General features: G+C 72.4%; 20 protein-coding genes. 13 read left to right on the forward strand and 7 right to left on the reverse strand.

From position 1 onward, the window contains the following. Positions 1-20: 20 nt before the first annotated feature. Positions 21-1382 (reverse strand): ABC transporter substrate-binding protein, encoded by a 1362-nt coding sequence (locus DWB77_RS21625; RefSeq protein ID WP_120722817.1) that lies wholly within the window; start codon positions 1380-1382, stop codon positions 21-23. 173 nt (positions 1383-1555) lie between these two features. On the opposite strand from DWB77_RS21625, the gene DWB77_RS21630 reads away from it, so the two are divergent. Continuing rightward, complete coding sequence (locus tag DWB77_RS21630; protein WP_174248719.1) at positions 1556-2002, forward strand: SCO4402 family protein; 447 nt, start codon at positions 1556-1558, stop codon at positions 2000-2002. A 56-nt stretch (positions 2003-2058) separates the two neighbouring features. Beyond that, a complete protein-coding gene (gene purU / locus DWB77_RS21635; protein ID WP_120722819.1) occupies positions 2059-2910 on the forward strand; it encodes a formyltetrahydrofolate deformylase in 852 nt (283 codons plus the stop codon). 48 nt (positions 2911-2958) lie between these two features. Here purU and DWB77_RS21640 read toward each other — a convergent pair whose 3' ends face one another. Together DWB77_RS21640 and DWB77_RS21645 are read right to left on the reverse strand one after the other, a co-directional pair. After that, positions 2959-4368 carry a zf-HC2 domain-containing protein gene (locus tag DWB77_RS21640; protein WP_246033601.1) on the reverse strand — a complete coding sequence of 470 codons (1410 nt, stop codon included), beginning with the start codon at positions 4366-4368 and terminating at the stop codon, positions 2959-2961. Further along, positions 4365-4946 (reverse strand): sigma-70 family RNA polymerase sigma factor, encoded by a 582-nt coding sequence (locus DWB77_RS21645; protein WP_120722820.1) that lies wholly within the window; start codon positions 4944-4946, stop codon positions 4365-4367. Before DWB77_RS21645 ends, DWB77_RS21640 begins: the two co-directional genes overlap by 4 nt. Before the next feature lie 211 nt (positions 4947-5157). Here DWB77_RS21645 and DWB77_RS21650 point away from each other — a divergent pair, with 211 nt between their 5' ends. Continuing rightward, a complete protein-coding gene (locus tag DWB77_RS21650; RefSeq protein WP_120722821.1) occupies positions 5158-5532 on the forward strand; it encodes an STAS domain-containing protein in 375 nt (124 codons plus the stop codon). Positions 5533-5610: 78 nt separating this feature from the next. Beyond that, positions 5611-6132 carry an EF-hand domain-containing protein gene (locus tag DWB77_RS21655; protein WP_120728079.1) on the forward strand — a complete coding sequence of 174 codons (522 nt, stop codon included), beginning with the start codon at positions 5611-5613 and terminating at the stop codon, positions 6130-6132. Positions 6133-6148: 16 nt separating this feature from the next. On the opposite strand, the gene DWB77_RS21660 is transcribed toward DWB77_RS21655, so the two are convergent. After that, the gene (locus DWB77_RS21660) at positions 6149-7093 is read right to left on the reverse strand and encodes a phosphatidylinositol-specific phospholipase C (protein WP_120722822.1); all 945 of its coding nucleotides are present in this window, start codon (positions 7091-7093) and stop codon (positions 6149-6151) included. A 37-nt stretch (positions 7094-7130) separates the two neighbouring features. Continuing rightward, complete coding sequence (locus DWB77_RS21665; RefSeq protein WP_120722823.1) at positions 7131-8666, reverse strand: class I adenylate-forming enzyme family protein; 1536 nt, start codon at positions 8664-8666, stop codon at positions 7131-7133. 125 nt (positions 8667-8791) lie between these two features. Here DWB77_RS21665 and DWB77_RS21670 point away from each other — a divergent pair, with 125 nt between their 5' ends. The 4 genes from DWB77_RS21670 (at position 8792) to DWB77_RS21685 (ending at position 13013) form a co-directional block, all read left to right on the forward strand. Next, positions 8792-9991 carry an amidohydrolase family protein gene (locus DWB77_RS21670; protein WP_120722824.1) on the forward strand — a complete coding sequence of 400 codons (1200 nt, stop codon included), beginning with the start codon at positions 8792-8794 and terminating at the stop codon, positions 9989-9991. Between the two features lie 28 nt (positions 9992-10019). Next, positions 10020-11183 (forward strand): acyl-CoA dehydrogenase family protein, encoded by a 1164-nt coding sequence (locus tag DWB77_RS21675; protein ID WP_120722825.1) that lies wholly within the window; start codon positions 10020-10022, stop codon positions 11181-11183. Beyond that, positions 11183-12043 carry an acyl-CoA dehydrogenase family protein gene (locus DWB77_RS21680; RefSeq protein ID WP_120722826.1) on the forward strand — a complete coding sequence of 287 codons (861 nt, stop codon included), beginning with the start codon at positions 11183-11185 and terminating at the stop codon, positions 12041-12043. The genes DWB77_RS21675 and DWB77_RS21680 overlap by 1 nt, the downstream gene beginning before the upstream one ends. A gap of 448 nt (positions 12044-12491) precedes the next feature. Next, positions 12492-13013, forward strand: coding sequence for an ATP-binding protein (locus tag DWB77_RS21685; RefSeq protein ID WP_174248599.1), 522 nt, complete (start codon positions 12492-12494; stop codon positions 13011-13013). A gap of 251 nt (positions 13014-13264) precedes the next feature. Here DWB77_RS21685 and DWB77_RS21690 read toward each other — a convergent pair whose 3' ends face one another. Continuing rightward, complete coding sequence (locus DWB77_RS21690) at positions 13265-14191, reverse strand: cyclase family protein (RefSeq protein ID WP_120722828.1); 927 nt, start codon at positions 14189-14191, stop codon at positions 13265-13267. Between the two features lie 87 nt (positions 14192-14278). On the opposite strand from DWB77_RS21690, the gene DWB77_RS21695 reads away from it, so the two are divergent. The 3 genes from DWB77_RS21695 (at position 14279) to DWB77_RS21705 (ending at position 17941) form a co-directional block, all read left to right on the forward strand. Further along, a complete protein-coding gene (locus DWB77_RS21695; RefSeq protein WP_120722829.1) occupies positions 14279-15190 on the forward strand; it encodes an SDR family NAD(P)-dependent oxidoreductase in 912 nt (303 codons plus the stop codon). A gap of 565 nt (positions 15191-15755) precedes the next feature. Continuing rightward, positions 15756-16895 (forward strand): acyl-CoA dehydrogenase family protein, encoded by a 1140-nt coding sequence (locus DWB77_RS21700; RefSeq protein ID WP_120722830.1) that lies wholly within the window; start codon positions 15756-15758, stop codon positions 16893-16895. Then, the gene (locus DWB77_RS21705) at positions 16892-17941 is read left to right on the forward strand and encodes a Zn-dependent alcohol dehydrogenase (RefSeq protein ID WP_120722831.1); all 1050 of its coding nucleotides are present in this window, start codon (positions 16892-16894) and stop codon (positions 17939-17941) included. Before DWB77_RS21700 ends, DWB77_RS21705 begins: the two co-directional genes overlap by 4 nt. Before the next feature lie 359 nt (positions 17942-18300). On the opposite strand, the gene DWB77_RS21710 is transcribed toward DWB77_RS21705, so the two are convergent. Next, entirely contained in the window at positions 18301-19332 is a 1032-nt protein-coding gene (locus DWB77_RS21710; protein WP_120722832.1) for a GlxA family transcriptional regulator, read from the reverse strand. Between the two features lie 274 nt (positions 19333-19606). On the opposite strand from DWB77_RS21710, the gene DWB77_RS21715 reads away from it, so the two are divergent. Together DWB77_RS21715 and DWB77_RS21720 are read left to right on the forward strand one after the other, a co-directional pair. Next, the gene (locus tag DWB77_RS21715) at positions 19607-20830 is read left to right on the forward strand and encodes an MFS transporter (protein ID WP_216826860.1); all 1224 of its coding nucleotides are present in this window, start codon (positions 19607-19609) and stop codon (positions 20828-20830) included. A gap of 132 nt (positions 20831-20962) precedes the next feature. Further along, complete coding sequence (locus tag DWB77_RS21720) at positions 20963-22270, forward strand: MFS transporter (protein WP_120722833.1); 1308 nt, start codon at positions 20963-20965, stop codon at positions 22268-22270. The last annotated feature ends 47 nt before the right edge of the window (positions 22271-22317 follow it).

A 22317-nucleotide genomic window follows, 5' to 3' on the forward strand; every position in this document is an offset into this window, starting at 1 on the left:
GGGCGGGGCGGCCGGGCGGATCAGCCGTTGGCCGCGGACGCCTCCAGGGTGGAACTCACGTCGGTGAAGCCCTTGTTGAGGGAGACCAGGCGTCCCTCGCGCACCACCTGGAAGGTGACCCGCCGGTTCACGATGCGCGGGAAGTCCGCCGCGCCGAGCATGTCCTCGAAGCGCCAGCGCAGTTCGGGCGTCAGGCCGCCGGTGTCCACGGTGACGCCGCTGTTGAGCGCGCGCACCAGGTCCACGGCGCGGACCGAGTCCCGGCCGAGCGACTCGACGACCTTCTTCAACGCCGTGTACGCGATCCAGGTGGTCTGCACCCCCGCGTCGGCCGCGTCGATCGCGTTGTCCCCGAAGGCCTGTTCGCGGAGGACCTTCTTCATAGGGTCCCAGCGCGGATCGTCGGCCTCCGGGTACCAGCCGGTGACGTAGGCGCCCTCGAAGGGGCCTTCCTTGCCGCCGGTGCGGTCGAGGAGGGGCTGGCCGATCGAGCCGATGACGGAGGCCACCCGCACCTTCTGTCCGTCGCTCTCCACCCGCCGGAAGGAGTCGAAGAACGTCTCCGTGCGGTCGCCGAGCACGGCCGTCACACAGCCCCTGTGCGCCTTCTGCTCGGCCGCCTTGCGGCCGATCCGGCTCACCAGCGCGGGATCGGCCCCGGCCTGGGCGAGCGCGCGCCGGGCCTCGTTCGTGTAGTCACCGGCGTCCTCGGCGGTGCGGATGTCGGCGGCGGGCGCGCGGTGCGCGTCCAGCAGCCCGGCGTTGAGGACGGTGGGCAGGACGTCGCCCGCGATGGTGTCGGGCCGTACCAGGGAGACCTGGTCGCAGTCCTGGGCCAACTGGCGGCCGCTGCCCGCGATCAGCGCGGCCTGGCCGCCGTTGACCGGGTAGGAGAGCGCGTTGGTGAACTCCTGGTCCGATATGCCGTATCCGCCCAGATAGGGGATCCCGGCGACTTCGAGCGGGGGCATGAAGGCGCTGCCGTACTGGCTGTAGGAGCCGACGACGGCGACCGCCTTCTCCTTCACCGCCCGCCGCGCGCAGTCCGACGCGCCGACCGGGGTGTTGTGGTCGTTGCAGGTCAGCACGGTGAGTTCATGGCCGCCGAGGCCGCCGTTGGCGTTGACCCAGCGGGCGAACGCCTTCGCCAGGGCGGGCATGCCGGGGGCGTTGGTGGCCGAGGTGCCGTCGGGTGCCCAGGTCATCACGGTGATGGGCTCCCTGGAGCCCCCCGCGACTCCAGGGAGCACCCCGCAACCGGTCAACAGGCTCGCGCCGACCGCCGAGCACGCGGCGAACACGGTGGTCGTCGTGCGACACGAACTGATCCAGCGGCGGGGCCCGGTCGTGCCCCGGGTGCGCTGCCATCCGTAACCGGTCATGTCCCCGCACCCTGCCGTCCCGCGGGTAACGGAAGTGTGGGGATGCCTCGACGCAGGGTGACGTCCCGGTGAATTGCGGGGGCCGGTCAGGCGGTGCCGGTGGGGAACGTACGATCGAAATCGTGCAGCAAGGTTCAGCAAGCCCTTCCCGTCGCGGCCGTCGCTCCTCCACCATGGGCGGCATGCCGTTGAATGACATGCCGTGGTGGCGCTGGCGTACGAACGTACGGTCCGCGCTGCACATGCTCTCCGACACCGTCTTCCACCAGGAGACCTGGCTGGCGGGGCGCGAGGGGTTCGGGGACGTCACCGACGCCGTGTACCGGCTCGTCGAGGACACCTGGCTGGACAGCTGGTCCGCCGAGAAGTACGTCGGCACGATCTTCCGCGACTCGGGCGAGGCGGCCCTGGTCGACCTCGCCGTGCTGCGGGTGCTGCGCATCATGCACCAGGTCGGCGCCGACGCACCCGTCTCCGCCTACCTCGCCCACCACGCCTGGCCCGAGGCCGTGCGGGCGGCGCGCGAGGCCCATGTGCGGCTCGCGCAGAACGACGGCGAGGACCCGGACGCGCCGCCGCGCTCCCTCGAAGTGCTGAGCATCCTGACCCGCTCCACCTGAGGTCCGGATTCTGGGCCGGGAGCCGCCGCGCGGCCCGTCTGTGGCATCCTGCCTGGATGACCGACCAGTACGTCCTCACGCTTTCCTGCCCGGACAAACAGGGCATCGTGCATGCCGTGTCGAGCTATCTGTTCATCACGGGTTGCAACATCGAGGACAGTCAGCAGTTCGGCGACCGCGACACCGGTCTCTTCTTCATGCGGGTCCACTTCTCGGCCGAGGCCCCGGTCACCGTCGACAAGCTGCGCGCCAGCTTCGCGGCCGTCGGCGACGCCTTCCAGATGGAGTGGGGGATCCACCGCCCCGAGGAGCGGATGCGGATCGTCCTGATGGTGTCGAAGTTCGGGCACTGCCTGAACGACCTGCTCTTCCGCGCCCGCTCCGGCGCGCTGCCGGTGGAGATCGCGGCGGTCGTCTCCAACCACACCGACTTCGCCGAGCTCGTCGCCTCCTACGGCGTGCCCTTCCACCACATCCCGGTCACCAAGGACACCAAGGCCGCGGCCGAGGCGCGTCTGGTGGAGCTGGTGCGCGAGGAGCGGGTCGAACTCGTGGTCCTCGCCCGCTACATGCAGGTGCTCTCGGACGATCTGTGCAAGGAACTCAGCGGCCGGATCATCAACATCCACCACTCGTTCCTGCCGAGCTTCAAGGGCGCCAAGCCCTACCACCAGGCACATGCGCGCGGAGTGAAGCTGATCGGCGCGACCGCCCACTACGTGACGGCCGACCTCGACGAGGGGCCGATCATCGAGCAGGAGGTGAAGCGCGTCGGCCACGCCGTCACGCCCACCCAGCTCGTCGCGATCGGCCGGGACGTCGAATGCCAGGCGCTCGCCCGGGCCGTCAAGTGGCACGCCGAGCACCGCATCCTGCTCAACGGCCGCCGTACGGTCGTCTTCGCCTAGCTGCCGCCGAGCCGCCCGGGCCCCCTGCCCAGCCCCTGCGCCCCGCTCTCAGAGCCGGCTCAGGGAGGCGGCCGCGAACAGGACGTCACTGATGGCCTCGCGGTCGCCGAGCTGGCCCACGGCCGCCTCCTGCGGCGGGATGTGGCCCGCGGCCAGTCGGCAGAACTCCACGCCGTCCAGGGCGACATGGGCCACCTCGTGCTCGGGGGAGGCGACGGCGGCCGGGGAGTCCAGCGCGATGAGCCAGTCGCCGCCCCCCACCCCCTCGATCTCCAGGCGCAGCGAACGCCCCGGGGAGCCCGCGGTGACCAGGCCGCGCGGCGGCGAGGCGAGGCCCGCCCGGCGGCGGTCGGCCAGCGTCGCGGGCAGGCTGCGGGCCGCCAGGTCGATCATGTCGTGCAGATGCGCCCCGGACGGCGGGGCGTAGGGATAGTCCACCGCCTCGGCGATGTCCCCGGCGTGGATCCAGCACTCGAAGGCCCGGTCGAGCATCGCGTCCTGCATAGCAAGCGTGAACTCCCCGTACTCCACGGCCAGTTCGGCCACGCCGCGGCCCGCGAACGACACCGTGCGGATCAGGGTGTGGGACTGCTCGCGCCAGGGTTCGCGGACCGAGCGGGTCAGCGGGAACTGCCCGGCCCGCCACAGGGCCTCGGTCCGCGCGGTGGGGCCGCCCGCCGCGTCCTCGGGGTCGAGCGGCACCGGCTCGTCGAGACCGAGCGCGGTCGCCACCAGCGCGTCCACCGCCATCAGATGCCCGATGACCCCGGCGACCGTCGTGCGGCGCCCGGTGGGCCGCTCCCCCTCGAACCACTTCAGCCGCACCGGGGCGTGCCATTCGGCGTCCCCGAAGTCATTGAGCAGCGCGTCGAGCCGGGCCGCCTCGGCGTCGTAGGGACTCGCCCAGGAGGGCACCGGGATGCGGGCCGGGCGCCGGCCCAGGCAGTTCTCCAGGACCCGGGCGCGCAGCATCGGATCCAGGTCGAGGCTGCGCTCGGCCTGGAGCAGGCCCACCGCGTCGCGCAGCCGCAGCGCCTCGTCGGCGCAGGGCGCGCATTCGGTGAGGTGCGCCTCGACGGCGTCGGTCTCCTCGGTGGAGCACGCGGCCAGCGCCCAGGCGCCGAGCAGCGATTTGAGCACGGTGTGCGAGGGCGGCCCCGCGAGGGGCGCCGATTCCTGCGGTACGGGTTCGGGCACCGGTACTTCCGGCTCTGCCGCCGACGGCGGTTCGGGTTCGGGGGTGGACGGGGGCCCGGCGTCGGGTTCCGGCGCGGGCACGCCGGGGCGGGCGGGGGCGGGCGGGCCCGCGCCGCCGGCCTCGCGGGGCGCGGGCACGAACGGGCCGCCGCCGTCCCGCTCGCCGGCCGTGAGGTCGTCGCCGGCCGCCCGCGGCGCCGGTATGCGCGGGGTGTTCTCGTCCTCGGGCACCTGCCCGCCCTGCTCCAGGGGCCCGCTCACAGGGCCCGTCCGTAACCGGGCGGAGCGGCTCCTTCCGGCGGCCGGGTGTTGGCCGAGGAGAGCAGTTGCAGACCGAGCCGCAGGCGGCGGCGCGCCTCGTCCTCGGTGATGCTGAGGTCGGCGGCGGCCTGGCGGTAGTCGCGCCGCTGGAAGTAGGCCAGCTCCAGGGCGGCCCGCAGGGGGGCGGGCATCGACGTCACGATGTAGTCGGCGCGGGCCGCCGCCGAGGCCCGGCGCACCTTCAGCTCCAGCTCCTCCGGGGAGCCCCCGCCGCTCTCCGCGTGCGAGGACGCCTCGGCCTGGCGCAGGCGCTGCACGGCCTCGCGCTGGGTGAGCTTGGCGACCCAGGACCGCATCGAGCCCTGCTTGGGGTCGTAGGCGTCCGGGTTCTCCCACACGTAGCCGAAGACCTCGCGGGTGATCTGGTCCGCCGCCCGCTCGTCGCTCAGCACGCGCGCGGCGAGGCCGTGCACCAGCGAGGCGAACCGGTCGTAGAACTCGCCCAGGGCCGCGGCCTCGCCGCGCGCGAGGCGCTGCTGCATCCGGCGGTCCCACCGAGGTGGTGCGTCCTTCGGCATAGGCTCCCCCACCCTGTCGTTCCCCGCGTGTGCCCCTGTGCGCCCGTCTCTGCGTACCTACGAATGTAATGCGACGGGCTGACAATGCACGGAGGTTTGCGTCAAGTACGCCCCCGTGAAGCCCCCTGGTGGTAATGGCCGGGTTTCGCGGGTGCGGGCATGGGCAGCCGCGCATGGCGGGGGCACGGCAGCACAGAGAGGGACCGGTGGCGTGACGCTGAGGGTGGACGAGTCCGAGCAGGGCACGTGGACGGTGCTGCGGATCAGCGGAGAGCTGGATCTGGTCACCGCGCCGCGACTGCGCCGCCAGGTGCACGAGGCGGTCGCCGAGGGCCGCCGCGATCTGGTCCTGGACCTCTCCGGGGTGCAGTTCTGCGATTCGAGCGGGGTGGGTGTGCTCATCGCGGCCCGCCGGCTGATGCGTTCCTGTCAGGGCCGGCTGCGGCTGATCCTGCCCGCGCGCGGCGCCCTGGAGGGCAGCCATGTGAACAAGGTGCTCGCCGCGCTCGGTGTGCGCCGTCTCTTCGAGGTGTACGGAGATGTGGGTTCGGCCGCCGACGAGTCGGCCGAGCCGCTCTCCGCCTAGCGCGGACCCCCGGGCCCTCTCCTGGGCGTAAGCCCCGCGCCGAGGTCTTGTGAGTCGTACGCTCCCGACATGGACAGCATGGACAGTCCCGAGAGTGCCGCGTACGAACGCCGGGTGGCCGCCCGGTTCGCCTCCTTCGACCAGGACGGCAACGGCTGGATCGACCGTGAGGACTTCTCCACGGCCGCCGCCGCCCTGCTCGCCGAGTTCTCCACGACCGCCCGCTGCGACAAGGGGCAGGCCCTGTACGGCGGCGCGGAGGCGCTGTGGCAGGGCCTGGCCGGGATCGCGGACGTGGACGGCGACCAGCGGGTGACCCGCCAGGAGTTCGTGGGCGGCGCCCTGAAGAGGCTGCGCGACCGCACCACGGGGTTCACCGAGATCGCCCGGCCGTTCCTGCACGCCGCGTTCGCGGTGGCCGACACCTCCGGCGCCGGCACGGTGTCCGTCTTCGACGCCGAGCGCGCGCTGCGGGCGCTCGGCGTCTCGCCCGCGGTGGCGGGGGACGTGGCCGCGCGGCTGGACCGGGACGCCGACGGCCGCATCACCGAGGCGGAGGCGGTGGCCGCCTTCGCGGCCTACTTCACGACGATGCCGTGAGCGCCGGGGCGGCGGCTCAGTGCGCGTTCCAGTCGATCAGGGTGCGCAGGGTGTCCGCGTGGAAGTCGGGGAAGTCCATGGGCACCACGCCCAGATGGGTCCGCTCGCTCAGGCGCGCGGTCAGATAGTTCTGGACGCCGGGCATGATCGCGTCCGCGTTGACCTTGGGCCAGCCGCCGCCCGCGTAGCTGGTGAAGTTGATGTAGAGCTGGGCGGAGTTCTGGTCGTAGAAGGCGTTGTCGAACTGCTGGGTGACCTTGGCGGTCTTCTTCGACGGCCAGGACAGGCCCTGGTAGACGTCCTGGAGCTTGATGTACTGGTTGGAGAGGAACCCGTTGTCGCCGCCGGGCCATTGCAGCACCGGCCAGTCGTTGTCGAACTGGGCGATCAGCACGATCTTTCCGCGCGCCTCGCCGAGCGTGGGCACCCGGTCGGTCAGCAGGAAGCGGGAGCGCCAGCCCTTCTGGTCGAGGTAGACGTCGAGGACGTCGGTGAAGTTCGCGCCGACGTCGTTGTTGGTCCCGTTCTCCTTCTTGAGCCGCATCAGCAGGACTTCGCCGGGGTGGCTGTCGAGGAAGGCGGCGCTCTGGACGAGCACGTCGCCGAAGGTCATGCCCTGGTAGTACGCGCCGTGGTAGATCCCGAACGCGTCGCCGAGATGGCCCTGGAGCCCGTTGGCGCGGATGTCGAAGAAGCGGACGCCCTGCTGCAACTGCTGGGTCAGGCCCCAGTTCTGGGTGTGCGACCACTCGGTGCCGTTGTTCGGGTCGGTGCAGCAGGAGTCGTGGGTGCCGGGGATCGTCATGCGCAGCAGGGAGAGGCTGTCGGGCAGCGCGGCCATCCAGCGGGCGGGGTCGGCGCTGAGGCGGGTCGCCGCGGTGGCGGGGGCCGCGCCCGGCAGGAGCGCGGTCGCGGACAGGGCGGCGGCGCCCAGTATGAGGTGTCTGCGGGTGAGTTCCATGCGGTCCGTCCTTGGGGGGAGTGGCAGGGCGCAGGGGTCATGCCCCGCCGAACCGCTCCCGCAACTTGTATTTCAGGACCTTGCGCAGCGCCTCGTTCCTCGGCAGCGCCGCCACGACCTCCAGGCGCTCGGGCACCTTGTGCACCGAGAGCCCCTGTGCGCGCAGGAAGGCGGCGAGCGCACGCAAAGTCAACTCGCTTGCACCCGGCGGCTGTTCGACGACGGCGCAGACCAACTCGCCGCGTTCGGCGTCGGGCAGGCCGATCACGGCCACGTCCCCCACCGCGGGATGGGTGTGGAGCAGGTCCTCGATCTCCTTGGCGGAGATGTTCTCGCCCTTGCGGATGATGATGTCCTTGATCCGCCCGGTCAGGACGAGGTGCCCGGACTCCTTCACATGCCCCACGTCACCGGTGACGAGGAAGCCCTCCGCGTCGAAGGCGGCCTCGGACTGGGCCCGGTCGAGATAGCCCCGGCACACCGCCTCGCCGCGCAGCCGCACCTCGCCGTCCAGCCCGGGCGCGACCGCCCGGCCCGCCTCGTCGGTGATGCGGATCTCCATGCCGGGCGGCGGGCACCCCTCGGTGGTGGCCAGGTTCTCGGCGGTGTCGTCGGGGGAGCCCATGGTGATCATAGGGACTTCCGTCATGCCGTATCCGTGGGTGAGCTGGACGCCCATCTCGCGGACGACCGCGTGGTAGATCTCGGGTGGCTTCGGGGCGCCGCCGCCCGCGAGCAGCCGCAGGGTGGGGATGACCTTCTCGCCGGGCCGCTTGCGCTGTTCGGCAAGGAACATCGAGTAGAAGGCGGTCGACCCGCCGGCCACCGTCACCTTGTGACGCCGGTACTCGGCCAGCGCGTCCGGCAGCGCGAAGTGCTCGAACATCACGGCGGGGAAGCCGTAAAGGAGCAGCATCACCGTGTAGTCGGGGCCGGCGATGTGGGCGAAGGGGAAGGCCATCGAGCCCACGTCGGCGGCGGTGAGGCGCAGGGCGTGGGCGAGGCAGGAGCCGCCCGCGATCAGGGAGCGGTCGGTGTGCAGGACGCCCTTGGGATCCGAGGTGGTGCCGGAGGTCCAGTAGACCCACCGCACGGACGTGCCGTCGTCCGGGGGCGGCGGCAGCAACCCCGGGTCCCCTTCGGGCAGTTGGCCGTACGCCTCGAAGACGCCCCGGGCGCCCAGCCGATGCGCAAGCGCGGTGTGGTCGTAGCCGCGCCAGCTCCCCGGCACCGCGAAGAACTCCGCCTTCGACTCGCGCAGCGCGAAGCCCACCTCGCGCTCGCGGTAGTAGGGGATCACCGGGGACTGGACCGCGCCGAGCCGGGCCAGGGCGAAGGAGAGCACCGCCGTCTCGATCCGGGTGGGCAGCTGCCAGGCCACCACCGTCCCCGCCCGCACCCCCATGCCGTACAGGCCCGCCGCGACCCGTTCGCAGCGCTCGCGCAGGGCGCCGAAGGTGAGGACGCGGTCGCCCTGGAGCAGGACCGGGCGGTCCGGGGTGAGCTCGGCGCGGCGCTCGATCAGCTCCCAGAGCGTGCGCGATGAGCCCAGTGCGTGTGCGGTGCCGGTCATGGCGAACCCCCGAACTGACGGGCTGTCAGATATGGCGGAGAGCGTAGGCCCCCGCTCCTTGCTGGTCCAGGGGTGCGCGGCTAGCCTGCTTTCTGACGGGCCATCAGATATGCGGAGGGGACCTCATGACCGAACTGCCGCGGATCGTCAGCGTCGACGACCATGTGATCGAGCCGGCCCACCTCTTCGACGTCTGGCTGCCCGCCAAGTACCGCGAGCGCGGGCCGCGGCCGCTGACCGCCGGCATCGGCGAACTGGCCTATGTGGCGGGGAAGTACCAGATCACCATGGACCCGGACGGGCCGCCCACGGACTGGTGGATCTACGAGGACCTGAAGTTCCCGTACAAGCGCAACATCGCCGCCGTCGGCTTCGACCGGGACGAGATGACCCTCGAAGGCATCACCCGCGCCGAGATGCGGCGCGGCTGCTGGGACCCCAAGGCGCGCCTGGACGACATGGACCTCAACCACGTCGAGGCCTCCCTCTGCTTCCCCACCTTCCCGCGCTTTTGCGGCCAGACCTTCGCCGAGGCCCACGACAAGGAGGTCGCCCTCGCCTGTGTGCGGGCCTACAACGACTGGATGGTGGAGGAGTGGTGCGGCGACAGCGGCGGCCGGCTGATCCCGCTGTGCATCGTCCCGCTGTGGGACATCGACCTCGCGGTCGCCGAGATCCGGCGCAACGCCGCGCGCGGGGTGCGCGCGGTGACGTTCTCCGAGATCCCGACCCACCTCGGCCTGCCGTCCATCCACTGCGGCTACTGGGACCCGTTCTTCGCGGTGTGCCAGGAGACGGAAACCGTGGTCAACATGCACATCGGCAGCAGCTCCCAGATGCCCGCCGCCTCCCCCGACGCACCACCCGCCGTGCAGGCCTCGCTCAGCTTCAACAACGCGATGGCCTCGATGATGGACTTCCTCTTCAGCGGCGTCCTCGTCAAGTTCCCCACCCTCAAACTCGCCTACAGCGAAGGGCAGATGGGCTGGATCCCGTACGCCCTGGAGCGGGCCGACGACGTCTGGGAGGAGCACCGCGCCTGGGGCGGGGTCCGCGATCTGATCCCCGAGCCGCCGTCCACGTACTACTACCGGCAGATCTTCTGCTGCTTCTTCCGCGACAAGCACGGGGTGGCGTCCCTGGACGTGGTCGGCCGTGACAACGCGACCTTCGAGACGGACTATCCGCACGTCGACTCGACCTTCCCGCACACCAAGGAGGTCGCCCTCGACCACATGAAGGGCCTCGACGACGAGACGGTCCACAAACTGATGCGGGGCAACGCCATCCGCATGCTCGGCCTCGACCTCGACCGGTCCCGCTGATGGACCGCGCGCGCGGCGGGGAGCGCCGATGGACCTGACGTACACCGAGGAGGAAGAGGCCTTCCGGGCCGGCCTGCGCACCTGGCTGTCCCGCGCACTGCCCCAACTCCCGCCCAGACCCGACCCGTTGGACTGGCCGGGACGCCGCGCCTACGACACCACCTGGCAGCGGATGCTGTACGACGCCGGGTACGCGGGGCTGCACTGGCCCGAGGAGGCCGGGGGCCGGGGCGCCACACCCACCCAGCACCTGATCTTCCTGGAGGAGACCGAGCGGGCGGGCGCGCCCTACGTGGGCGCCAACTTCGTGGGGCTGCTGCACGCCGGACCCACCATCGCCGCCGAAGGCACCCCCGAGCAGCGGGCCCGCTGGCTGCCACCGGTGCTGCGCGGCGACGAGATCTGGTGCCAGGGCTTCAGCGAACCGGACGCCGGATCCGATCTGGCGGCGCTGCGCACCCGAGCGGTCCGGGACGGTGACGACTACGTCGTGACCGGCTCCAAGATCTGGACCTCGCACGCCGAAGTCGCCGACTGGTGCGAGCTGTTGGTGCGCACGGAGCCCGTCAGCGAGAGCGTCCCCAAGCACCGGGGCATCACCTGGCTCGCGATGCCGATGGACGCTCCCGGCATCACGGTGCGGCCGCTGCGCACCCTGGCGGGATCGACCGAGTTCGCCGAGGTGTTCCTCGACGAGGTGCGCGTCCCGGCCGCCCACCGGGTCGGCGCGGAGAACGACGGCTGGCGGGTCACCATGGTGACGCTCTCCTTCGAACGCGGCACCGCCTTCGTGGGCGAGGTGGTGGCCTGCCGCCGGACCCTCGCCGAACTCGCGGCGGCGGCCAAGGCCAACGGCCGCTGGGACGACGCCACGGTCAGACGCCAACTGGGCTCGCTGAACGCCGAGTTCACGGCGCTGTGGCGACTGACGCAGTGGAACGTGAGCGCGGCCGGACGCGGCGGCGGGGTGCCCGGCGTCGGCGGCTCCGTCTTCAAGCTCCGCTATTCGCACGCCCGCCAGGAGCTGTACGACACCGCCGCCCGGGTGCTGGGCCCCGACTGCCTCGACCTCGACCGCGACTGGACCCTGGACCGGCTCTCCTCCCTCTCGTACACCATCGCCGCCGGCACCTCGCAGATCCAGCGGAACATCGTCGCCGAGCGCATCCTCGGCCTGCCCAAGGGGCGCTGATGGACTTCCAACTCGCCGAGGAACAGCGGGCGTTGAAGTCCGGCATGCGCGAACTCCTCGCGGCCCGGTTCGACCGGGACGCCCTGCGGGCCGCGGTGGACAGGCCCGCGGTCGATCGCGCGCTGTGGCGGGCGCTCGGCGAGGCCGGGTTCTTCGCGCTGCGGCTGTCCGAAAAGGAGGGCGGGGTCGGCCTCGGGCTGCCCGAGGCGGCGCTCCTCTTCGAGGAGGCGGGACGGGCGCTGCTTCCGGGCCCGCTGGTGGCGACCCACCTCGCGGCCCGCGAGGTGCCGGGGGCGGCGACCGGCGAGACGGTGGTGACCCGCGTCGACGGCCCGCTCGTCGCCTGGCTCGACCAGGCCGACCTCGTCCAGGGCGACGCCGTGGACGCGACCCCGATCCGCTCCCTCGACCCGCTCACCCCACTGCACCGCACCACCGGAACCCGTACGGACGCCCCGCACGAGGCCGTCCTGCTGACCGCCGCGGAACAACTGGGCAGCGCGGCCCGCACCACCGAGCTCGCGGTCCAACACGCCCGGCAGCGCGCCCAGTTCGGGCAGGCCGTCGGAGCCTTCCAGGCGGTCAAGCACCTCTGCGCCGACATGCTGGTCCGCACGGAAGTGGCCCGGGCCGCGGTGTACGCGGCGGCCGTGACCGGGGACCCGTACGAGATCGCCGGGGCCAAGCTCCTCGCCGACGAGGCGGCCGTGCGGTGCGCCCGGGACTGTCTCCAGGTGCACGGCGGCATGGGCTTCACCTGGGAGGCCGATGTGCATCTGCACCTCAAGCGGGCCTGGGTGCGGTCCGAGCAGTGGCAGTCGGCGGAGCAGGCCGCCGAGGCGCTCGCCGCGGCCCTGTAGGCGCCGGCGGCCGGGGCGTGCCGCGGGCCCGGACGCGAGCCGTGGTGTTGGCCGTGGCGTGGCGAACGGTCACGATGCGTCGCGATCGGCGGCCCGGCGCACCGGCCACGAGCCGGAGTCCGGGGCGCTCTCCGGTACTCTCCGTGGGATGCGAGTGGTGGTGTGGCGCGGCTTTCCCGGTGTTGCCAGTGCGGCGGCTCCGGGTCCGGGGCCGCGCGCCACCCGCGCCGTACGGAGGCGTCGTACGTGCTCCCGTTCGGTTTCCCGCAGGATGAGCCGCACAGTATGCACCACGCATACTCCTTCGCGCTGGAATATGCCCGAAGCGCTTGTTGCGGTGACTGTACGTCAACCATGCTGTCTCCCACGGGAATCACGTTCCGTGACCCCGATGGTGGTCCCTGTGAGGCGCGAGGCGATGTGTCCGCCGGTTCGGATGGTGTGAACGGTGCAGGTGCTTCAGGTTCAATTGGAGGTCGGGCCGGATCCCGCCGAGGTGGGCCGGGCCCGGAAGTGGGCGCGCTCGCGACTGGCGGGCTGTGGGATAGGGCTCGATGAACCGGTCGCCGAGACGTTGATCCTGCTGATCTCGGAGCTCGTCACCAACGCCGTGGTGCACACGGGCTGTCCGGCGGTGCTGAGGATGCTGCTCGGCCCGGCCGAGGGCGGCACCGTACGGGTCGAGGTGGCCGACCGCAGCTGTTGTCCCCCCAAGCCCCGCCACGCCCTCGGTGACGACACCAACGGGCGCGGGCTCGAACTCGTCGACGGGCTCGCCGACCGCTGGGGCTGGCGGGCCGAGGGCGTCGGCAAGTCCATCTGGTGCGAGGTGGACCGCGCCGCGCCCGGGGAGCCTCCGGCGCCGGAGCGTTCGGGGCACTCGGGGCTCAAGGAGTGTTCGGGGCGCACGGACGGGGCGTACGCGAACGAGACATACGATCCCCCACGCGCTGTCACAAATACCGCATAGGCCACAAACCACCCAGTGGGTGTTGACGGCCGGTGGCGACCTGATCACCCTGGGGTGAGCGATTCGTGGCGAGGGGACGCCGAGGAACTGCACGGCCTCGGCGAGTGCGGGTCGTGGCACGGCGCCGGCTTCAGCAGGGCGAGGTTCCTCCCGGAGCACCCGAGGAGCGGAGCCGGTACGCCGGTGCCGGGGTGGCGGCGCCGGTGCCGCGCTCGGGGCGCGCATGTGGCGCCGCCACCCGTGAAGCCGCCCTACAGGACGGCCACCGGCGCGACCGGGGTGCCGGTCGCCCCCACGAACGGCTCCGGCATGGCGCTCAGCAGGAACGCGTGGCGCGCGGCCTCGGCGCAGGCGGTGGACAGGGCCTCCAGATTCCAGTTCTGGCCCTGGAGCATGCCCATCTCCACCAGGTCCAGGGCGTGGACGGGAAGCCACAGCTCCTCGAACTCGGGCGGGAAGATCTCGAAGGTGAGGGTGTCGTTGGCGACGGCCGCGACGTCCCGCGCGTGGAACCACTCGGGGGTCCGCACCGAGAGCCCCGGCGACGGATAGCCGTAGGCGGGCTTGTCCCCGGCCAGATACACCTGGATCTGCCCGGTGCGCACCAGCACGATGTCACCGGCGCGCACGGTGACCCCCGCGAACTCCTCGGCCTCGTCGAGGTCCTCGGGGGTGACCGCGTGGCCGCCGGGGAGCCGGTCGACTCCCTTGGCGCGGGCGACGTCCAGCAGGACCCCGCGCGCGAGGACGGGCCCCGTCGTGTCGATGCCGCTGAACTCGGCGCCGCCGTGCGCGGTGACGGTGGCGGCCGGGCGGCCGTTGTAGATCCTGCCCGAGTGCGAGACATGGGTCAGGGCGTCCCAGTGGGTGGCGGCCTGGAGGCCGAAGGTCACCGCGTCGTCGCTGCACGCGACCGTGCCGGGGCCGAAGATCTCCTGGTTGATCTGGACCATGGTGTGCAGCGGGTTGATCCGGCCGGGGATCACCCCGGTCTGTACGCCGTCCTGCCGCAGTGGCAGCGCGAGCGGGACGCGCAGCCCCGAGCGGACCTCGGCGACGGCCTCCCGGACGACGGCGTCGGTGATGTGGTTGAGGGTGCCCCGCTCGTCGTCGGAGCCCCAACGGCCCCAGTTGTTCACGCGTTTGGCGATGTCGTGGAACTCGGGCGGCAGTGACATACGCGTTGCTCCCGGGGTCTTGTGGTGGAACGGCTGACGGGTCATAGAATCTAACGGTCCGTCAGAAACCGCGGGAAGGGGCCGGACGTGGGGAACTTCTTGGCAGGCAAGGTCATCGCCGTGACGGGGGCCGGCCGGGGCATCGGCCGCGCCGTCGCGCTCGCCGCGGCCGCCGAGGGGGCGCGGGTCGTCGTCAACGACTACGGCGTCTCGATCGACGGCGCCGAACCGAGCAGCGAGGTCGCCGACGCGGTGGTGAAGGAGATCCTGGCGGCGGGCGGCGAGGCGGTGGCCGTCGCCGACGACGTCTCGACCATGGCGGGCGGCCGGCACATCGTCGACACGGCGCTGGCGCGGTACGGGCGGATCGACGGGGTGGTGTGCGTGGCCGGCATCCTGCGCGAGCGGATGCTGTTCAACATGTCCGAGCAGGAGTGGGACCCGGTCCTCGCCACGCACCTCAAGGGCACGTTCACCGTGTTCCGGGCGGCCTCGGCGGTCATGCGCAAGCAGGGCTCGGGCACCCTGATCGGCTTCACCAGCGGGAACCACCAGGGCAGCGTGGCGCAGGCGAACTACAGCGCGGCGAAAGGGGGGATCATCTCGCTGGTACGCAGCGCGGCGCTCGGGCTGCACAAGTACGGGGTGACGGCCAACGCGGTCGCCCCGCTCGCCCGCACCCGGATGTCGGCGAACGTCCCCATGGAGCTCAAGGAGATGGGCTCGCCGGAGGACGTGGCGGCGCTGGTGGTCTATCTGCTGTCCTCGCGGGCCCACGACGAGGGCATCACCGGCCAGGTGTACACGATCGCGGGGCCCAAGATCGCGGTGTGGGCGCAGCCGCGGGAGCTTCGGGCGGGGTACGCGGAGGGGGCGTGGACGCCGGAGCGGATCGCGGACTTTCTGCCGGGGACGGTGGGGGTGGATCCCATGCCGATGCTGGCGCAGCTCGAGGCGATGGCTCGCGCGGCCTCGGAGGGCGCCCGCCCCAACGCCTAACCCTCTGGGGCTCCGCCCCAGCCCCCGAGCCCTTTTGCCCACCCACCCACCCGTGCAGGGGGTTGAAGGGTTCAGCCCCTGGGGCTCCGCCCCAGACCCCGAGCGCCTTTGCCCACCCACCCGCCCGTGCAGGGGGTTGGATGGCCCGGGCCCCCTGGGGCTCCGCCCCAGACCCCGTTCGCGCCTGAACGGCGCTCGTCCTCAATCGCCGGACAGGCTGAAGGTGCTGGCCAGCACCGAGTAGTTAGGGGCGCGGGGAACTGCGCGCCCAGCCACGCACGGTCCGCAGACGAAGACAGGTTTTCGGGGGCGCGGGGAACTGCGCGACCTGCCCCGTCCGGGCCAGCGCCGGTTCTGCTGGGGGCGCGGGGAACTGCGCGAGAAGCGAGCACGGTCCGCACGTGACCGGGGGTTTTGGGGGCGCGGGGAACTGCGCGGGAAGCGGGCACGGTGCGCACAAGACAGCGGGTTTCAGGGGCGCGGGGAACTGCGCGAACGGGTACCGCCGGCCGGTGGGTGGGAGACGGGGCGGGGTGGGGAAACAGACCTCTCGACAGGAGACACCGTGGAGTTCCACTTCAACCCCCAAGACACCACCTTCCGCCAAACCGCCCGAACCTGGCTCACCACCCATCTCGCCCAACAACCCCCCGATTGGGAAAGGGAGTTGGGCAAGGGCGGATGGATCGGCATCGGCTGGCCGGACGGCACGTACGGGAACCGGCGGGCCACCCTCACCCAGCAGGTCGTCTGGGCCGAGGAGTACGCCCGCTCCGCCGCCCCCACCCGCACCGGCCACATCGGCGAGAACCTCCTCGCCCCCACCCTCATCGCCCACGGCACCCTCGCCCAGCGCGCCCGCTTCCTGCCGCCGATCGCGCGCGGCGAGGAGCTGTGGTGCCAGGGCTACAGCGAGCCCGGCGCCGGCTCGGACCTGGCCGGCATCCGTACCGTCGCCCGCCGCGACGGCGACACGTACCGCATCACCGGCCAGAAGATCTGGATCTCGCTGGCCCACGAGGCCCACTGGTGCTTCGTGCTGGCCCGTACCGAGCAGGGCTCGCGGCGCCACCACGGGCTCTCGTTCCTGCTCGTACCGATGGACCAGCCGGGCAGGATCGAGGTCCGGCCGATCCGGCAGCTCACCGGGACGAGCGAGTTCAACGAGGTGTTCTTCGACGACGCGCGGGCCCTGGCCGACCACGTCGTGGGCGGCGAGGGCAACGGCTGGGCGGTCGCCATGAGTCTGCTCGCCCTCGAACGCGGGGTATCGACCCTGGCTCAACAGATCGGATTCGTCGGTGAGTTGGAGCGCGTCGTGGCACTCGCCGTGGCCGGTGGCGCGGTCGCGGATCCGGTGCTGCGCGCACGCCTCGTCCAGCAGTGGGCCGAGCTGAAGGTCATGCGCTGGAACGCCCTGCGGACGCTGGGGAGTTCGGGGGAGGTGGGCGCGCCCAGCGTGGCCAAGTTGCTGTGGGGCGGATGGCACCGGCGCCTCGGGGAGCTGGCGATGGCCGTGCGGGGGGCGGCAGCCACGGCAGGGCCCCGCGACTGGACGCAGGACGACCCCTACGCACTCGACCCGCTCCAGCACCTGTTCCTGTTCTCCAGGGCCGACACGATCTACGGCGGCTCGGACGAGATCCAGCGCACCATCATCGCCGAGCGGGTGCTCGGCCTGCCCAGGGAGGTCCGTGTTCCGTGAGAGGTGTCCTTTTCGACGGGAAGCAGAGCCAGGTCGTCGACGATCTGGAGGTCAGAGGCCCGGGGCCGGGCGAGGTGCTCGTGGCGATCGCGGCGGCGGGCCTGTGCCATTCGGACCTGTCCGTCATCGACGGGACCATCCCGTTCCCGGTGCCGGTGGTCCTCGGGCACGAGGGCGCGGGCGTGGTCGAGGAGGTGGGCGCGGGGGTGACCCATGTGGCTCCGGGCGACCACGTCGCCCTGTCCACGCTCGCCAACTGCGGGGCCTGCGCGGAGTGCGACCGGGGCCGGCCGACGATGTGCCGCAAGGCCATCGGCATGCCGGGCCGCCCGTTCTCGCGGGGCGGGGCCCCGGTCCACCAGTTCGCCTCGAACTCGGCGTTCGCGGAACGCACCCTGGTCAAGGCCGTACAGGCGGTGAAGATCCCAAGGGACGTGCCGCTGACGTCGGCGGCGCTGATCGGCTGCGGGGTGCTGACCGGGGTGGGCGCGGTGCTGAACCGGGCCCGGGTGGACATCGGTGACACGGTCGTGGTCATCGGCACCGGCGGCATCGGCCTCAACGTCATCCAGGGTGCGCGCATCGCGGGCGCCTCGGTGATCGTCGCGGTGGACACCAACCCGGCGAAGGAGCCGCTGGCCAGGCAGTTCGGCGCGACCCACTTCCTGCCGTCGGCCGAGGGCGCCCGCGACATCCTCCCCAACGGCGCCGACCACGCCTTCGAGTGCGTGGGCCACCCCGGCCTGGTCCGCGCCGCCGTCGACCTCCTGGACCGCCACGGCCAGGCGATCCTCCTCGGCATGACCGCCCCCACGGTGGAGGCGTCCTTCGCGCCCGCCGCGCTGTTCCTCGACAAGTCCATCCTGGGCTGCCGCTACGGAAGCTCCCGCCCCCAACGCGACATCCCGCGCTACGCCGAGCTGTACCGCACGGGAGCGCTCCTGCTCGACGAGCTCGTCACCCGCACGTACGCCGTGGAGGACTTCACCAAGGCGGCGGACGACCTCCACGGTGGGCGGGTGGCGCGGGGGGTACTGACGTTCTGACCCGAACCGTCGCGGTGTCCCGGGAGCCGGCCCCCAAGAAACCCCGTTTTCGCCCTCGCACCGTGCGTGGCTGGTCGCGCAGTTCCCCGCGCCCCTTAACTGCTCGGTGCCGGCCCGCATCGGCCACCTCAGCCCGTCCGGCGTTTGAGGACGAGCGCCGTTCAGGCGCGAACGGGGTCTGGGGCGGAGCCCCAGGGGCCGAACCATCCGACCCCCTGCACGGGCGGGTGGGTGGGCGAACCCGCGGGGTCTGGGGCGGAGCCCCAGGGGGCCGGAACCTACCAACCCGCTGCACGGGCGGGTGGGTGGGCAAACGTGCCGGGGTCTGGGGCGCAGCCCCGGCCGCCCGGCGCTGCGCGTCAGCCCCCCGCCCCCGACCGGAACGCCCGGCGATACGCGGTCGGGGGAACACCCAGGGTGGTCTGGAGGTGCTGCCGCAGAGACGTGGCCGTACCGAAACCCGCCGCCCGGGCTATCGCATCCACCGGCAAATCGGTGGATTCCAGGAGGTGACGGGCGTGCGACACGCGTTGCTGGGTCAGCCACTGCCCGGGGCTCAGCCCCACCTCCTCCCGGAAGCGGCGCGTGAAGGTGCGGACCGACATGGCCTCCTGCTCGGCCAGGTCACGCAGTTGGATCGGCTCGTGCAGGCGCCCCAGCGCCCAGGCCCGCGCGGCCGTCGTACTCGCCAACCGCGGCTCCGGCAACGGGCGTTGGATGTACTGGGACTGCCCTCCCGGCCGGTGCGGGGGAACGACCGTGCGGCGGGCCACCTCGTTGGCGACGGCCGAGCCGTGGTCACGGCGCACGATGTGCAGACACAGGTCGATCCCGGCGGCCACCCCCGCCGAGGTCAGCACGTCCCCGTCGTCGATGAACAGGACCTCAGGGTCCACCCGGACCGTGGGGAAGACCCGCTGGAAGTGCTCGGCGGAGGCCCAGTGCGTGGTGGCCGGGCGGCCGTCGAGATAGCCGCCCGCCGCGAGGACGTACCCCCCGGTGCAGATGGACACCATGCGCGTGCCGGGGCGTACGCGGGCGAGGGCGTCGGCCAGTTCGGGGGTGAGTACGCCCTCCTCGAAGACCGGGCCGAGCTCGTAGGAGGCCGGGATCACCACGGTGTCCGCGGTGGCCAGCGCCTCGGGGCCGTGCTCGGTGAGGATCGCGAAGTCCGCGTCGGTACGGACCGGGCCCGGCGCGCGGACCGAGCAGGTCAGCACCTCGTACAGCGGCGTCTTGTCGGCCGGGTCCTTGGCCCGTCCGAAGATCCGCTGGGGGATGCCGAGTTCGAAGGGGATGATGCCGTCGAGTGCGATCACCACGACGCGGTGGGCGCGGGCGCCCCGGCGCCGCCCGCCCCCTCCGTGCCCGTCCGCGCGATTCGGGTTCATCCCGCTCTCCGATCCAGCCCTTGAGAATGGGGTGGTGGTATAGACCACTACCTGATACACCTGCCGTCTTGTGACGGACAAGTCTGCGATCGGCCAGGACATTCCCGCAGCCACACCCCCGGGACACGACGCCGCACCTCCGGACACCGCACCTCCGGGACGCGACACCGCGCCCCCGGGACACGACACCGCGCCCCCGGGACACGACACCGCACCTCCGGGACGCGACACCGCACCTCCGGGACGCGACACCGCACCCGCGGGAAGCGGTCCCGTGCCCGCGGCGGGGGCGCCCCCGGGCCGGTCCGCCCTCTGGAGCCACGACTTCCGTCTCTTCTTCACCGCCCGCACCGTCGCGATGTTCGGCGACGGCATGGTGCCCGTCGCGCTCACCGCGGGGCTCCTCGGCGCCGGCCGGCCCGCCTCCTCCGTCGGGTACGCGCTCGGCGCCTGGATGGGGCCGCTCGCCGCGTTCGTCCTGTTCGGCGGCGTGCTCGCGGACCGCTTCACGCCCCGCCGGATGATGGTGATCGCGGACGCCCTGCGCCTGGTCGGCGCGAGCGTGCTCGCCGTGTCGTTCCTGGTGGTGGACGGCGGGCCGCCGCTCTGGGAGGTGTACGCCCTGAGCGCCCTGTCCGGCGTCGGCGCAGCCCTCTTCCAGCCCGGCGTCGCCTCGACCGTGCCGCGCATCGCCACCGACGTCCAGCGCGCCAACGCCGTACTCGGCGTCTCCGAAGCCCTCATGGGCATGGCGGGACCAGCCTTCGCCGGCGTCGTGGCGGGCTTCTGGGGAGCCGGCGCGGTCTTCGCCGCCAACGCCGCGACCTTCGGCGTCAGCGGTGTCTGCCTGTTCCTGCTCAAGCTGCGCGGCGGCTCGGCGAGCGACGTGCCAAGGGGCGGCTTCTTCGCCGAACTGGCGGGCGGATGGCGGGAGTTCAAGGCCCGTAGCTGGCTGTGGGGAGTCATCACCATCTGGACGGTGTACGGACTGACCGTGCTCGGGCCCGCCACCCCGCTGACCGCGGTCCTGGTCACCGAGGGCCACGGCGCCGGGACGTACGGGGCGCTCATGGCGGTGAACGGGGCCGGCAGCGTCGCCGGTGGTCTGCTCGCCCTGCGGCTGCGGCCCGCCAGACCGCTCGCGGCGGGCGCCTTCGCCCTCCTCGGCGTCTCCGTCGCGCTGCTCTCCCTCGGACTCGACCTGCCCGTACTGGCCCTGGGTGTCGGCCAGTTCGCGGTCGGCGCCGCGTTCGCCTTCTGGCTGGTCATGTGGTCCACGACCGTCCAGACCCATGTCCCGCCGGAGGCCCTGAACCGGCTGCACGCCTACGACGTGGCCGGATCCCTGCTGATGCTCGCGGCCGGCCGAGCCCTCGCGGGGCCGGTCGCGGAAGCGGTCGGCGCGGAGAAGGTGCTGCTGGTGGGCGCCGGCCTGAACGTCGTCGCGGTGGCCGTCCTGCTCGCCGTCCCGGCGATCGGACGACTGCGCCGGATATGAGCGGCGTGCGGGCGGCGTCCGGGCGCCTAGCGATCGGCGCCGGTATCACCCGTGGCCCGATGGCCCGATCCCTGCGATGCATGACCTTCGAGCCACTCGTCCGGGAGTCGTCGTACGACCAGGCTGGCTGACGTGACCCAGACAACCCACCGGCCCGAGGCCGGGCCCGCGCCGCAGCACGAGGCCGCGCCCAGGATCCACCGCGCGTGGTTCGTGGCGGCCGTCGCCTTCGTCACGATCATCGGCGCCGCGGCCTTCCGCTCACTGCCCGGACTGCTCATCGACCCGCTGCACAACGAGTTCCACTGGTCGCGCGGCACGATCGGGGCCGCGGTCTCGGTGAACCTCGCCCTCTACGGCCTGACCGCCCCGTTCGCCGCCGCCCTGATGGACCGCTTCGGCATCCGCAAGGTCGTCGCTGTCGCCCTGACCGTGATCGCGGTTGGCTCGGGGCTCACCGTCTTCATGCACGCCGCCTGGCAACTCCTGCTGTACTGGGGGCTGTTGGTGGGCCTGGGCAGCGGCTCGATGGCGCTCGCGTTCGCGGCGACCGTCACCAACCGCTGGTTCACCGAGCGCCGGGGCCTGGTCACCGGCGTCCTGACCGCCGCCTCCGCCTCGGGCCAGCTCATCTTCCTTCCGCTGCTCTCCTGGATGGTCGAGGCACACGGCTGGCGTCCGGCCGCCGTCACCGTGGCCCTCGCCGCGCTCGCCGTCGTCCCCTTCGTGTGGCTGCTGCTGCGCGACCATCCGGCGGACGTGGGCCTCGCGCCGTACGGGGCGACCGCGTTCGTCCCCAAGCCCGCCCCCGTCCCGGGCGCGGCCCGCCGCACCCTCGCCGTTCTCGCGAAGGCGGCCCGCACCGGCCCGTTCTGGCTGCTCGCCGGCACCTTCGCGATCTGCGGCGCCTCCACCAACGGCCTCGTCCAGACACACTTCGTACCGTCGGCGCACGACCACGGGATGCCGGTCACCGCGGCGGCCGGGCTGCTCGCGGTCATCGGGGTCTTCGACGTCGTCGGCACGATCTTCTCCGGCTGGCTCACCGACCGCTTCGAATCCCGCCGCCTGCTCGCCACGTACTACGCGCTGCGCGGCGTCTCGCTCCTGTTCCTGCCGATGCTGCTCGCGCCCACCGTCCATCCCCCGATGGTCTTCTTCATCGTCTTCTACGGACTGGACTGGGTGGCCACCGTGCCGCCGACCATCGCCCTGTGCCGCCAGCACTACGGCGAGGACAGCGCGATCGTCTTCGGCTGGGTGCTCGCCTCCCACCAGGTGGGCGCGGCCGTCGTCGCGTTCCTCGGCGGGGTGGCCCGCGACGTCTTCGGCAGCTACGACGTCGTCTGGTACGCCTCGGGCGCGCTGTGCGCGGCGGCCGCGCTGATGGCCCTGGTCATTCGGCGCCGGGGCCCCGCGGCGGAACCGCTCGCGCTCTGATCCCCTCTTCCTGTACGGGGACGTGGCCGTACGGGGCCCGGGGGCGG

The organism is Streptomyces hundungensis, assembly GCF_003627815.1.
GTDB classification, from domain to species: Bacteria; Actinomycetota; Actinomycetes; order Streptomycetales; family Streptomycetaceae; genus Streptomyces; species Streptomyces hundungensis_A.